The 12,807-nt window shown below is 71.7% G+C and carries 12 protein-coding genes; 7 read left to right on the top strand and 5 right to left on the bottom strand.

What is annotated here, in order from left to right; translation table 11 throughout:
• The first annotated feature begins 284 nt into the window (after positions 1-284).
• The 3 genes from EHS43_RS23385 to EHS43_RS23375 all read left to right on the top strand — a co-directional run bounded on the left by EHS43_RS23385 (position 285) and on the right by EHS43_RS23375 (position 2,290).
• Positions 285-1,160, top strand: a complete 876-nt coding sequence (locus tag EHS43_RS23385; protein ID WP_125192731.1) for a helix-turn-helix transcriptional regulator — start codon at positions 285-287, stop codon at positions 1,158-1,160.
• A complete protein-coding gene (locus EHS43_RS23380) occupies positions 1,157-1,408 on the top strand; it encodes a DUF397 domain-containing protein (RefSeq protein WP_125192730.1) in 252 nt (83 codons plus the stop codon). Before EHS43_RS23385 ends, EHS43_RS23380 begins: the two co-directional genes overlap by 4 nt.
• A 75-nt stretch (positions 1,409-1,483) precedes the next feature.
• On the top strand, positions 1,484-2,290 hold the full coding sequence (locus tag EHS43_RS23375; RefSeq protein WP_125192729.1) for an SAM-dependent methyltransferase: 807 nt from the start codon (positions 1,484-1,486) through the stop codon (positions 2,288-2,290).
• Positions 2,291-2,357: 67 nt separating this feature from the next.
• Here EHS43_RS23375 and EHS43_RS23370 read toward each other — a convergent pair whose 3' ends face one another.
• A complete protein-coding gene (locus EHS43_RS23370; protein ID WP_125192728.1) occupies positions 2,358-3,239 on the bottom strand; it encodes an NAD(P)-dependent oxidoreductase in 882 nt (293 codons plus the stop codon).
• Between the two features lie 96 nt (positions 3,240-3,335).
• Here EHS43_RS23370 and EHS43_RS23365 point away from each other — a divergent pair, with 96 nt between their 5' ends.
• Together EHS43_RS23365 and EHS43_RS23360 are read left to right on the top strand one after the other, a co-directional pair.
• Complete coding sequence (locus EHS43_RS23365; protein ID WP_125192727.1) at positions 3,336-3,671, top strand: helix-turn-helix domain-containing protein; 336 nt, start codon at positions 3,336-3,338, stop codon at positions 3,669-3,671.
• Between the two features lie 50 nt (positions 3,672-3,721).
• Complete coding sequence (locus tag EHS43_RS23360) at positions 3,722-4,462, top strand: SDR family NAD(P)-dependent oxidoreductase (protein WP_125192726.1); 741 nt, start codon at positions 3,722-3,724, stop codon at positions 4,460-4,462.
• A gap of 13 nt (positions 4,463-4,475) precedes the next feature.
• Here the strand turns inward: EHS43_RS23360 and EHS43_RS23355 are convergent, their stop codons facing one another.
• The 4 genes from EHS43_RS23355 to EHS43_RS23340 all read right to left on the bottom strand — a co-directional run bounded on the left by EHS43_RS23355 (position 4,476) and on the right by EHS43_RS23340 (position 10,260).
• Positions 4,476-5,168, bottom strand: a complete 693-nt coding sequence (locus EHS43_RS23355; RefSeq protein ID WP_125192725.1) for a response regulator transcription factor — start codon at positions 5,166-5,168, stop codon at positions 4,476-4,478.
• The gene (locus tag EHS43_RS23350) at positions 5,165-6,481 is read right to left on the bottom strand and encodes a sensor histidine kinase (RefSeq protein ID WP_125192724.1); all 1,317 of its coding nucleotides are present in this window, start codon (positions 6,479-6,481) and stop codon (positions 5,165-5,167) included. The genes EHS43_RS23355 and EHS43_RS23350 overlap by 4 nt, the downstream gene beginning before the upstream one ends.
• Before the next feature lie 7 nt (positions 6,482-6,488).
• A complete protein-coding gene (locus EHS43_RS23345; RefSeq protein ID WP_125192723.1) occupies positions 6,489-8,795 on the bottom strand; it encodes an MMPL family transporter in 2,307 nt (768 codons plus the stop codon).
• A 226-nt stretch (positions 8,796-9,021) separates the two neighbouring features.
• Positions 9,022-10,260 (bottom strand): ROK family transcriptional regulator, encoded by a 1,239-nt coding sequence (locus EHS43_RS23340; protein WP_125192732.1) that lies wholly within the window; start codon positions 10,258-10,260, stop codon positions 9,022-9,024.
• Between the two features lie 238 nt (positions 10,261-10,498).
• Between EHS43_RS23340 and EHS43_RS23335 the strand changes: the two genes are divergently transcribed.
• Together EHS43_RS23335 and EHS43_RS23330 are read left to right on the top strand one after the other, a co-directional pair.
• A complete protein-coding gene (locus EHS43_RS23335) occupies positions 10,499-11,878 on the top strand; it encodes an extracellular solute-binding protein (RefSeq protein WP_125192722.1) in 1,380 nt (459 codons plus the stop codon).
• Between the two features lie 80 nt (positions 11,879-11,958).
• Positions 11,959-12,807 carry a carbohydrate ABC transporter permease gene (locus tag EHS43_RS23330; protein WP_260470668.1) on the top strand — a complete coding sequence of 283 codons (849 nt, stop codon included), beginning with the start codon at positions 11,959-11,961 and terminating at the stop codon, positions 12,805-12,807.

Here is a 12,807-nt window from a genome sequence, read left to right as displayed (position 1 = left end):
CGGGCGAGCTGTGCTCGGACGCGGTGTTGGCCTTCCGTGGGGGCGGCGGCGCGGCCGGGCGAGACGCATCGGGGGCAGAGGCGTGCCAACTCGCCCGGAGGTGGGGACGGTTGACGTCAACGTGCGCGCGTTCGGCGGCACGGTTCACACAAGTAACTATGCTCGCACCCAAGTTCAACCTGCAACCGGCTCCCTGATAATTTCAGAAAGCCGATATCCACCTGGTCCCGTCAGCAAGTCGCTGACAGACTCGTGCCGGTGACAGCCCCTCAGGAGGTCAGGACGTGAGCGAAGGCCGTACGGGCACAGGTGGCACCAGTGCTCCCACCGTGCTGCGCATGATCCTGGGCCGGCGCCTGCAGGAACGCAGACAGGACGCGGGCGCCTCGCTGGAGGACGCGGCCAAGGCACTGCGGGTCACCTCCCTGACCATCCGCCGCCTGGAGAAGGCCGAGGTCGCCCTCAAGCCGCTCTACGTGGAGAAGCTGCTGGAGACCTACGGGGCCGACCGGCAGGAGATCGAGGAGTTCGTCGCCCTCGCCGAGCGGGCCAACGAACCCGGCTGGTGGCACACGTACCGGGACGTCCTGCCGACCTGGTTCAGCGCCTACGTCAGCCTGGAGGCGGGCGCCAGAACCCTGCGCACCTACGAACCCCACTACGTCACCGGGCTGTTGCAGACCCACGCGTACGCGCGCGGGGTCCTGCGGGGCGGCTTCCCCAACGAGGCCGACGAGGACCTCTCGCGCCGCGTGGACCTGCGGCTGCGCCGCCAGAGCCTGCTGAACGGACCCGGCGCGCCCACCCTGTGGGTGGTCATGGAGGAGGCCGTGCTGCACCGGGTGGTCGGCGGCCCCGAGGTCATGCGGGAGCAGATCGAACGGCTGCTGGAGGTCGCGGAGCTGGACCACGTCAGCGTCGACGTCGTGCCGTTCACCGCGGGCGCCCACGTGGGCGCCTGCGCCCCGTTCACCTACTTCCGCTTCGAGGAGCCGGAGTTGCCGGACATCGTCTACACGGAGGTCCTCTCCGGCGCGATGTACCTGGACCAGCGCTCCGACGTGGCGGCGCATCTGGAGGCGCACAACCGCATGTCCCTGCTGACCTCGGACGCGGACAGCAAGGCACTCCTGAACCGCATGCGCAAGGAGTACTCATGACCAGCACCGACTGTCACGTCTACAACGGGATGCCCGCCACCGACCTCGGCGAGCAGGGCTGGGAGTCGCCGTGGAGCGGACCCAACGGCGGCCAGTGCGTGCAGACCAAGCTCCTGGCCGACGGCCGGGTGGCGCTGCGGCAGTCGACCGATCCGGCCGGACCCGCGCTGATCTACACCCCGCAGGAGATGGCCGCGTTCGTCGCGGGCGTCAAGCGGGGCCTCGCCGACCACCTCACGGCCGGCTGACCCACGACCCGAGCCGGACCTGCCCCGGCAGCGACCTGCCCGACACCCCCACTCACACCACCTGAAAGGGACAGGATGACCAACTCCCCCGCCGGCCGGGAGATCGACACCAGCCGGCCCCACTCCGCCCGGATGTACGACTACTACCTCGGCGGCAAGGACCACTTCGACGTCGACAAGCAGGCGGCCGAGGCCGTCGCGTCGGTCTACCCGGGCATCTTCACGTGCGCCCGGGAGAACCGCGCGTTCATGCACCGAGCCACTCGCGTGCTCGCGAGGGAGCACGGTATCCGCCAGTGGCTGGATGTCGGCACCGGCATCCCCACCGAGCCGAACCTCCACCAGGTCGCGCAGTCGGTGGTGGCCGACGCCCGGGTGGTCTACGCCGACAACGACCCCCTGGTCCTCAAGTACGCCGAGCGTCTGATGCGCAACACGCCCCAGGGCCGTACCGCGTACATCGAGGCCGACGTCAACAACCCGGGCGCCCTGCTGAACGCGCCCGAGCTTGCCGAGGCGCTGGACACCAACCGGCCGGTGGCGCTGTCCCTCAACGCCCTCATGCACTTCGTCACCGACGCGCAGGACCCGTACGGCATCGTGAGCCGTCTGCTGGCCGAGCTTCCCTCGGGCAGCGCGCTGGCCCTGAGCCACTGCACGCCCGACTTCGACCCGGACACGTGGCAGAAGGTCACGGACATCTACACCAACGCGGGTACCCCGGTGCAGTTCCGCACGCGGACCGACGTGGCGCGCTTCTTCGAGGGCCTGGACCTGCTCGACCCGGGTGTCTCGGTCGGTCATCGCTGGCGCCCGGACAAGGAGCCGACCGCCTCGGACGCCGAGGTCAGCCTGTGGACCGGGGTGGGCATCAAGCCGTGACGCGGCGTCGGCCGTGCGGGGGTCTGCCCGCACGGCCACGGCCGGGCACCGGGGCGGCGCGCGGCCGTCAGCGGACCAGCAGGTCGATCACCCCCGTCAGGTCCTCCTCGCCGCCGCCCTCGGCCAGCCGCCGGCGCATCAACGCGAAGTAGGGGCTGAGCAGTTCCTGGCTGACGCCCTGCTCCTCGGCGGTGCTCAGGAAGGTCGGGATGCCGGCCACCTGCATCGCGAGGCTGGAGACGACTCCCCGGGTGTAGTCGCCGCTCCGCAGCTGTCCGGCGGTGCCATGGACGGCGGGGGCCATCGCCGCGAGCCAGTCGGCGAGCAGCGGTGCGAGCGACGCGGGGTCGATGTCCTCCTTGCGGATCAGGGCGAAGGCGTGGGCGGCTCCGGCGAACATGCCGTACATGGCGCTGAGCAGGGCCACGTCGTGCAGCGCCGCGAAGCCCGCGTCCCGGCCGACGTACCGGGTACCGGCCGGCACCGCCAGCGTCTCGCGGTGCCGGTGGAACAGTTCCTGGGAGCCGCTGTAGAAGACGTATCCGCCGGTTTGCGGGACTCCGATCATCGGCGGGACGGCCATGATCCCGCCGTCCAGGTAGCGGGCTCCGCGCTCGTGGGCCCACTCGGCGCGGGCGCGAGCCTGGGCGGGGGTGCCGGTGGTCAGGTTCACCAGGTCCCGGCCTTCCAGGTCGGCCCCGGACAGCGCCTCCTCGACCGAGGTGTCGTCCAGCAGGCAGACCACGACGAGGGAGTTGGCGGCGACCGCCCCGGCGGCGCTGTCCGCCTGCTTGGCGCCTTCGGCGACAAGGGGTCTGGCGCGGTTCGCGGTTCGGTTCCAGACGGTGAGTCCATGGCCCTCGGCCAGCCAGGCCCGGCCCAGCGCGGAGCCCATCGCGCCGAGGCCCAGCAGGGAAAGGGAGGTCTTCTCGACAGTGTGCTGTGTCATGCCGATCAGGCTGGTCACAGGCCCGCGAACGATCAAGTACGCACTTCGGAGTGGGTGGTTACCCCGGGGTGAGCGAGCACGTCGAAGGGGTGGGACATGACGACGCTGAACCGGCCGGGCGCGCCGGACGGACACATCTGCGGGATCGACGCCGCGATGGAGGTGATCGGCGGCAAGTGGAAGGTGCTGATCCTCTGGGCGCTGCACGAGCACCCGCGCCGCCGCTTCGGCGCGCTGCGCCGGCTGCTGCCGGGCATCACCGAGAAGGTGCTCGCCTCCCATCTGCGCGAGTTGGAGACGGACGGCGTGGTGCACCGTGTCTCCTACGACGAGGTGCCGCCCCGCGTCGAGTACTCCCTGACCGAGGACGGTGAGCGGCTGAACCTCGCGCTCCAGCCGCTGGCGGCCTGGGGACGCGGACGGTCGGCCTGACGGCTCCCCCGGGGACCCGGCGCAGCCGTACCGTGACAAGATCCACGGTCATGAGCATCGAAGCGGGAGACCGGCCCGTCGCCCTGGTCACCGGGTCCACGTCGGGGATCGGTGAGGCGGTCGTACGGCGGCTCGCGGCGGACGGGACGCGGGTCGTCGTGCACTCGCGGCGCAGCGCGGAGGCCGGGCAGGCGCTGGCGGCGGAGCTCGGCGGGGTCTACCTCCAGGCGGACCTCGGCGCCGATGAGGAGGCCCGGGGGCTGGTGGAGAGGGCGCTGGATCACTTCGGGCGGCTGGACGTGCTGGTGAACAACGCGGGCATCAGCCGGCCGATCCCGCACGCGGACCTCGCGGCGGCCACCGCGGAGGACTGGCGACGGCTGCTGGAGGTCAACCTCATCGCGCCCTGGCTGCTGTGCACCGCGGCCCTTCCGGCGCTGCGGCGCGCCCCGGGGGGCGGCAGCATCGTCAACATCACCAGCCACGCGGGCGTACGGCCCAAGGGTTCCTCGGTGCCGTACGCGGCGAGCAAGGCCGCGCTGAACCATGTGACGCGGCTGCTCGCGGCCGCGCTCGGGCCCGACGTACGGGTGAACGCGGTGGCGCCGGGCCTGGTCGACACGCCGATGACGAAGGACTGGGCCGAGGCGCACGAGCTGTGGCGGGAGCGCGCGCCGATGCACCGCCCGGCCCGGCCGGAGGACGTGGCCGACCTGGTGGCGTCGGTGATCGGCAGCGGCTATCTGACCGGCGAGGTCATCGTGCTCGACGGCGGCCTGAACCTGACCTGAGGGCCTGCCGGTACTACGGCCTGCGGTCGGGGCCGCCGTCGGGAGCCGCCTGGACCAGGCCCGTCCGGTAGGCGATGACGACGAGTTGGGCCCGGTCGCGAGCATCGAGTTTCGTCATGGCGCGCTGCACATGGGCGCGGACGGTGAAGGGACTGAGGAACATCCGCTCGGCGATCTCCTGGTTGGACAGGCCCGTCGCGACCAGGGCCACCATCTCGCGTTCGCGCGGGGTGAGCACGGCGAGCCGTTCGGGGTCGTGGGCGGGGACGTCGTCCGGTGTCGCCAGGAAGCGGGCGACCAGTGAGCGGGTCGCGGCGGGGGACAGCAGGGTGTCGCCGGCGGCGATCGTCCGCACCGCGTCCAGCAGGTCCTCGGCCCCGATGCCCTTGCCGATGAAGCCGCCGGCCCCGGCGCGCAACGCCTGGGCGACGTATGCGTCGGTCTCGTAGGTGGTGAGGATCAAGATGCGGCTGTCCCGCAGTTCGGGGTCCGCGCAGATCTGTGACGTGGCGGTGAGCCCGTCCACCTCGGGCATGCGGATGTCCATGACCACCACGTCCGGGTGCAGCTCCCGGGTGAGCCGCACCGCCTCCCGGCCGTCGGCGGCCTCACCGACCACGGTGATGTCGTCGGCGGAGTCGAGCAGCATCCGGAAGGCACCGCGCAGCAGGGCCTGATCGTCGGCGAGCAGCACCCGCAGCGTCACCGCGCCTCCCCCGTCTCTGCCTCGCCGTGCGCCGCGTGGGTCGTCCGTCCCTCGACGACTGTCGCTCCCCCGGCCCGGTGCGGCGTGCCCTTGGCGGGCGGGAGGGGCAGCTGGGTGGAGACGAGGAAGCCGCCTTCGGGCCGCCTGCCCGCGGAGAGCTGTCCTCCGACCGCGGTCGCACGCTCACGCATCCCGATCAGACCGTATCCGGACGGACGGTCGCCCGTTGCGGATCCGCGCGGCCCCGCGGCCGCCGCCGACGCCGTACGGGCGCCCCCGCCGTCGTCGGCGACGGTGATGGTCACGCGATCGCGGTTCCAGGCGAGTTCCACCCGCGCGGTGCCGGTTCCGGCGTGCTTGGTCACGTTGGTCAGGGCCTCCTGGACGATGCGGTAGGCGGTGAGGTCCACTCCCGGTGGCAGCGGCCTGGCCGTGCCCTCCTGGTGCACCGACACCTCCAGGCCGGCGCGGCGGAAGGACTCGAGAAGGGTGGGCAGCCGGGACAGCCCGGGTGCCGGCTCGGCGGGCGCGACCGCGTCCCCGCTCTGGCGCAGCAGACCGACCGTGGCCCGCAGGTCGTCGAGCGCGTCGCTGGTGGTCTCGACGAGCTCATGCAGGCTCTTGCGGGTCTGCTCCGGGCGGGTGTCGAAGAGGTGGGCCGCGACCGTGGCCTGCGCGTTGGCCAGGGTGATCTGATGGGCCACCAGGTCGTGCAGCTCCCTGGCGATGCGCACCCGTTCCTCGGCCACCCTGCGACGCGCCTCGCTGTCCCGGCTCTGCTCGGCCCGCAGGGCCCGTTCCTCCATGGCCGCCAGGTAGGCCCGTCGGTTGTGCACCGAGTGCCCCAGTACGCCGGCCACCAGTGGGAACGCCGCCACCGCCCCGACCCTGCTCGCGTCCTTCCACGAGAGGGCGCCGAACAGGGGGGTGCAAGCGGCCAGCAGGGCCACGGAGATGAGCGCCACCGCGCCCGCCGCGCGCCGTTCGGTGCGCGCGGTGAGCGCGTAGGAGTAGGCGGTGATCACGGCGGGGGCGGCGATGAGGGGGCTGAGCAGCAGGCCCAGGAACGGCGCCAGCACACCGCTCGCGGTGGTGACGGCCATGGCGGCCAGGGGCGCCCGGTGCCGCACCGGCAGCACGGCACAGGACACCACGGCGATGAGGTAGGCGGTGGCGGACGGCGGTGACAGCGTGCTGCCGTCGTCCTTCACCGCACCACCGAGCAGACAGAGCGCTAACGCCGTCGCCGTGATCGCCGCCTCCCGCCACCACCTGCCGCGCGGTCGCGGGCCGCCGCCCCCCGGGTTCGTCACGGCCGGCTCAGTCCCGGCCGACGGGCAGTCGCCGCACCGCCGTGTCCGACGCGTCGGCGAGGGCCGGGACATGCCCGCTCAACGCCTCCCCCTCGATGTCGACATTCGGCAGCACGCGGTTCAGGATACGGGGCAGCCACCAGGCCCGGTGGCCGAGCAGTGCCAGGACCGCGGGGGCGATCGCCATCCGGACCACGAAGGCGTCGAAGGCGACGGCGGCGGCCAGACCGACGCCCATCGTCTGGATCGTCGGGCTGTTCATCCCGATGAATCCGGCGAACACACTGATCATGATGATCGCCGCCGCGGCCACCACCCGTCCGCTGTGCCGGAACCCGTTGACGATCGCCTCGCCGGGGGACGCGCCGTGGACGTGGGCCTCCCGCATGCGGGTGAGGAGGAAGACCTCGTAGTCCATGGCGAGGCCGAAGACGATGCCGATGATGAGGATCGGCATCAGGGACATGACCGGTCCGGTCTGTTCGATGCCGATGAGGTCCGCGGCCCAGCCCCACTGGAAGACGGCGACGAGGACGCCGAAGGCGGCACCCACCGACAACAGGAAACCGAGAGCCGCCTTGACCGGGACCAGGAGCGAGCGGAAGACCACCGTCAGCAGGAGCACCGCCAGGCCGATGACCACGCTCAGATAGGGGACGAGGGCGTCGGACATGGCTTCGGAGATGTCGATGTTCAGCGCGGTGGTTCCGGTCACCAGGACGCCGGCGCCGGTGTCGACCTCGACGCCCGGGGCCGCGTCCCGGATCGCGTGCACCAGGTCCTTGGTCGCGCCGCTGGTCGGCGCGGTGCGCGGGACGGCGGTGAGGACGGCCGTGTCCTCGGCCCGGTCGAGCACCGCAACGCCGACCGACTCGACCCCGTCCACGGCGCGTACGGTCTTGGCGACCAGGTCCGTGGTGGCCCGGGGGTCGGCGGACCTCGACAGGTCGACGACCACGGTCAACGGGCCGTTGAAGCCGGGGCCGAAGCCTTCCGACAGCAGGTCGTAGGCGCGGCGCTGGGTGGTCTCCACCGACTTGGACTCGTCTCCGGGCAGGCCGAGTTCGAGGCTCAGCGCCGGAAGGGCGACGGCGCCGAGACCGAGCCCGGCAACCATCAGCACGGCCACCGGCCGCCGCAGCACGAACCGGGCCCACCGGCTGCCGAGTCCGGGCCGGCCGCCCGCGCCGTGCGACGACTGCGGACGCTCGCTGCCCGGCCCGGGGGCCTCGCCCGACTGCCAGGTCACCTCGCCCGAAGGCCGGTTGGCTTCGCCGGCCGGCCGGACGTTCTTGCGGACGGCACGGGAGAGCACCCGTCGGCCGAAGAACCCGAACAGCGCGGGGACCAGGGTCAGGGCGACGAGTACGGCCAGGGCCACGGCACCCGCGCCACCCATGCCCATCTTGGTGAGTTCGGGGATTCCGACGACCCCCAGCCCGACCAGGGCGATGATCACGGTCGCGCCGGCGAAGACGACGGCGGATCCGGCAGTGCCCACCGCCAAGCCGGCGGCGTCCTCCGGTTCGCTGCCCCGGGCGCGCTCGTCACGGTAGCGGGAGGTGATGAACAGCGCGTAGTCGATGCCGACCGCCAGCCCCAGCATCAGCGCCAGGATGGCGACGGTGGACGTCAGGCCCAGTGGAGCGGACAGTGCGGAGACCAGTCCGAAGGCGACGGCCACGCCCACGAAGGCCGTCAGCAGCGACAGTCCGGCCGCGACCAGCGACCCGAGGGCGAGGACCAGCACCACCGCCGCCACCGCCACTCCGATCATCTCCGTCGTGCCGCCCAGCTCCTCCTCCGCGTCCAGGGCCGAGCCGCCGATCTCCACGGTCAGCCCCGCGTCCCGGACCCGGCTCGCGGCCTCCTCCAGGGCGCTCTTCGTCGACGCGGTCAGATCGACGGCGTCCGCGGTGTAGGTGATCGTGGAGTAGGCGATGGTGCCGTCCTTGCTGACGGCTCCGGTCGCGTAGGGGTCGGTGGTCGACGCGATCTGCTCGCCCCGGTCCAGCGAGCCGATCGCGTCCTCGACGGTCGCCTTGTTCCGGCCGGCCGTCACCCGCTGTCCGTCCGGCGCCTGGAACACCAGGCGGGCCTCCGCTCCCTGGGAATTGCTCTGCGGGAAGCGCTCGTCCAGCAGGTCGAACGCTTTCTGCGACTCGGTGCCGGGCATGGCGAGGTCCTCCTCCTCGCCGGCCGGGGCCAGGACGGCCGCGCCGACGGCCAGCACCAGGACACCCAGCCACAGACCACCCACGAGGCGGCGCCGCCGGAAGGCCCACCGTCCGATCCGGTACAGAAAAGTAGCCACCTGTTGATCACTCCAGACGCCGCCAGGCAGGGGGGATGCGCGGGATCCGCGCGTCTCCAACCCTTCCTTCCGGCGCCGGGCGGGGCATCGTCCGGAGCCGCCGTCTCCGCCTGGTGCCCCCGGACCAGCCGGACACGGCTCCTGGTGCGTACGCACTACACCGGCAGCTCGGCGTTCCCCGCGCCCTGCGGCGGGTGTCCGGAACGGCTCCGGACAGGTTCGCCCTTCAGCCCGTGACCTCCGTCAGCATCCGCCACCCAGGCGCGTAGTTCCCGTGCAGCACCAGCGACGCCGCCCCCACCGCGCCCACCGTCTCGCCGATCACGCTCTGTTCGACGGCGACCGCCCGGATCGTACGGGCGACGGAGGTGCGGTTGACGGCGGCCTCGACCTCCTCACGGATGATCGGCTCGATGCCGCGCAGCGCCTCGCCGCCGAGGACGACCCGGCTCACGTCGAGGAGGCTGGCGGCGCCGCGTGCGGCCTCGCCGATACGGCGCGCGGCCCGTCGTACGACATCGCAGGCGTCGGTGTCGCCCGCGCGGGCGGCCCGGCGCAGGGCCTTCCAGTCGTCGTGCACGGAGTCGGGCGTCCCCGCGAGGCCGATGCGGTCGGCGGCGGCCGGGCCGTTCCGGCGCAACAGGTCGTCGATGATCGCGGCCGGGCTGACGTAGGGGCCGAGGCAGTCCATCGCGCCGCAGTGGCAGACCCGGTCGCCCGGCTCCACGGCCATGTGGCCGAACTCCCCGGCGTTGCCCGAATCGCCGTGCAGGACCGTGTTGTTGAGGACGATCCCGGCGCCGACGCCGGTGCCGAGGTAGAGGAAGAGGAAGCTGCCCGCCCGGGCGGCGCCGCCGATCCAGCGCTCGCCGATGGCCGCGGCGGTGGCGTCGTTGTCGAGGGCGACGGGCAGTCCGGTGGCCTCCGCGAACATGTCGGCGAGCGGGACCCGGCCCCAGCCGGGGAAGTTCGGCGGGGAGACCACGGCGCCGGTGGTGCCGTCGAGGGGGCCGGGCGCGGCGATGCCGAGGCCGAGCAGCCGGCTGCGGTCCACGGCGCTGCGGTCGAGGAGGCGCCCGGTGGTGCGCGCGACACGGTCCACGACGTCGGCCGGATCGCCGGGGCCGGTGAGCCGCAGGCGGCGGCTGCCGATCACCTCGCCGGCCAGGTCGACGACCACGATGACCGCGGCGTCGGGATCGAGGTGGACGCCGACCGCGCAGGCCCCGTCGGCCCGGAGGGTCAGCAGGGTGCGCCGCTTGCCGCCGCTGGAGGGGGCCTGGCCGGACTCCGCCACGAGCCCCGCGTCCAGGAGCTTGCGGACGACGTTGGAGACCGTCTGGTTGGTCAGCCCGGTGAGCGCGGCCAGCTCGACCCTGCTGACCTGGCCCGTGGTGCGGATGGCGTCCAGGACGACCGCCTGGTTGTAGCCGCCGACCCGCGGCAGGTTCGTCCCGCTGAGCATCGTCACCTGTCGGTCACCTGATCCCCTCGTACGCCGCCCCCGGCCCTCGCATGGCGAAAGTTTACATACTGGAAGCATTGACTTCATCCATCAAATGGATTTAGCTGACGCCCATCCCAATCCGGCCGTCGGGGCCGATCAGCGCAGGGTGGCGCAGAGGCTGGAGCGTCGTCCGAGCTGGCCTCCAGGCCGAGAACTCGCGGCTTTCCCTCAGGTTTCGCGTCCCGGAGGAACCACTGTGCGCTCGAGAATCGTCACCGCCGCGGCCTTCACCGCCGCCACCGCCCTGGCCGTCACGGGCTGCGGTTCGGGCTCGTCAGGCAGCTCGGCCAAGTCCGTCAAGGTCGTCTACTGGCAGAACCTGGACAGCACCAACAAGCTCCAGGCCAACTTCCTCGCCTCGATGGTGAAGGAGTTCACCCGGGCCAACCCGGGCACCAAGGTGACCCTCGTACCGGTCGTCGCCTCCGAGAACGACTACTACACCAAGCTCCAGCTCATGATGCGCTCCCCCGCCACCGCCCCCGACCTGGTGTACGAGGACACCGCGCTGATCAACTCCGACATCGCGGGCGGCTACCTCAAGCCGCTGGACGCCTACACCGCCAAGTGGGCCGACTGGTCGCAGTACGCCAAGGCCGCCAAGGGGGCGGTGACCGGGGCCTCCGACGGCAAGGTCTACGCCGTGCCGGACGACACCGACACCCGCGGCATCTGGTACAACAAGCAGCTCCTCCAGAAGGCCGGCATCCCCGTGCCCTGGCAGCCGAAGACCTGGGCCGACGTGCTCGCCGCCGCACGGAAGATCAAGGCGAAACTGCCCGACGTGACCCCGTTGAACCTGTACACCGGCCAGGCCGGCGGTGAGGCCTCCTCCATGCAGGGCTTCGAGATGCTGCTGTACGGCACCCCGGCCGCCGACAAGTCGCTCTACGACGCCTCGCGGAAGAAGTGGGTCGTGGGCAGCCAGGGCTTCAAGGACGCGCTCGATTTCGTCCACACCGTCTACAGCCAGGGTCTCGGCCCGGCGAAGGAGCAGGCGCTGGGCGCCAACTTCGGGACGGCCGTGGGCACCGAGCTCATCCCCGAGGGCAAGCTCGCGATCGACATCGACGGCTCCTGGATGCCCAACAACTGGAGCTCGGCGGCGGCCAAGCCGTGGAAGCAGTGGCAGTCGGTGATGGGCACCGCGGCGATGCCCACGCAGAACGGCCAGGCACCGGGCCGTACGAGCATGTCGGGCGGCTGGGCCTGGTCCATCCCGGCGAAGGCCAAGAACCCGGACCTGGCCTGGAAGTTCCTGTCGACCACGCTCCAGACGAAGACCAACGCGGCGAAGTGGAACGTGACCAACGCGAACATCGCGGTGCGCACGGACGTCGCGTCGGACCCGGCGTACCTGAACTCGGTGCCGACCAACAAGTTCTTCACCGAGCTGGTGGCCGACACCCACTACCGGCCCGGGCTCCCGGAGTACAACCAGGTCTCGACCGCGATCCAGAAGGCGATGGAGTCCGTGACGACCGGTCAGGCCTCCGTCGACAAGGCCGCCTCGACCTTCGATAACGATGTCAAGGCGGCGGTGGGCGACGACAGGACCGCGGAGGGCACTTCGTGACCGCCCTCGCCCCGGCGCCGCACGGGACCGGCGGTCACCCCCGCCGGTCCCGCGGGACGCCCGGCCCCGCCGTCCGCTCGCTGCTACGTGGTCTGCCGACGGTCCCGGCCGTCGTCCTGCTCGCCCTGTTCCTCGCCGGTCCAATCGCGTACTGCGTCTACTACGCCTTCACCGACATGCAGCTCACCGGGGCCTCCGGCACCCGCTTCGTCGGCATCGACAACTTCACGCGGGCCTTCGAGGACGCCGACTTCCTCAACGCGATGTGGCTGACCCTGGTGTTCGTGGTCGGCTCCGCGGTGGTCGGCCAGAACACCCTCGGCCTCGCGCTGGCCGTCCTGGTCCAGAAGGCCACCGGGCCGGTACGGGCCCTGGTCAACGGCGTGGTGATCGCCGCGTGGGTGCTGCCCGAGGTGGTCGCCGGCTATCTCATGTACGCCTTCTTCTACGACCAGGGCTCGCTCAACTCCCTGCTGGACGCGCTGCACCTGCCGGACCAGAACTGGCTGTACACGATGCCGATCCTGGCGGTCTGCCTGGCCAACGTGTGGCGCGGCACCGCCTTCTCCCTGATGGTCTTCACCGCGGCCATCAACGACGTGCCCCAGGAACTGACGGAGGCCGCCGAGATGGACGGCGCCGGCCCCTGGCAGCGGCTGTGGCGGGTCGTCCTGCCGGTCATCAGGCCGTCGATCCTGACGAACCTGATGCTGATCACGCTCCAGACGCTCTCCGTCTTCGGGCTGATCTACACCATGACCCGCGGCGGACCGGGCAACAAGAGCGAGACCCTGCCGATCTTCATGTACCAACAGGCCTTCCAGAACAGCCTGATCGGCTACGGCACCGCCATCGCGCTGGTCCTGCTGGTGGTCGGCGCCCTGTTCTCCGTCGTGTACATCCGGCTGCTGAAACTGGAGGACGACTGA

It is taken from the genome of Streptomyces sp. RP5T, from assembly GCF_003933965.1.
In the GTDB taxonomy this organism is placed as follows: Bacteria; Actinomycetota; Actinomycetes; order Streptomycetales; family Streptomycetaceae; genus Streptomyces.
The sequence above is the reverse complement of the archived record's forward strand: the minus strand, read 5'-3'. Positions and strand labels throughout refer to the sequence as shown.

What these genes read in the sequence shown, in the direction of transcription:
- EHS43_RS23380 (WP_125192730.1), top strand. Translation starts at nt 1,157, where the DNA reads ATGACCAGCACCGACTGTCACGTCTACAACGGGATGCCCGCCACCGAC.
- EHS43_RS23375 (WP_125192729.1), top strand. Translation starts at nt 1,484, where the DNA reads ATGACCAACTCCCCCGCCGGCCGGGAGATCGACACCAGCCGGCCCCAC.
- EHS43_RS23370 (WP_125192728.1), bottom strand. Translation starts at nt 3,239, where the DNA reads ATGACACAGCACACTGTCGAGAAGACCTCCCTTTCCCTGCTGGGCCTC.
- EHS43_RS23365 (WP_125192727.1), top strand. Translation starts at nt 3,336, where the DNA reads ATGACGACGCTGAACCGGCCGGGCGCGCCGGACGGACACATCTGCGGG.
- EHS43_RS23360 (WP_125192726.1), top strand. Translation starts at nt 3,722, where the DNA reads ATGAGCATCGAAGCGGGAGACCGGCCCGTCGCCCTGGTCACCGGGTCC.
- EHS43_RS23340 (WP_125192732.1), bottom strand. Translation starts at nt 10,260, where the DNA reads ATGCTCAGCGGGACGAACCTGCCGCGGGTCGGCGGCTACAACCAGGCG.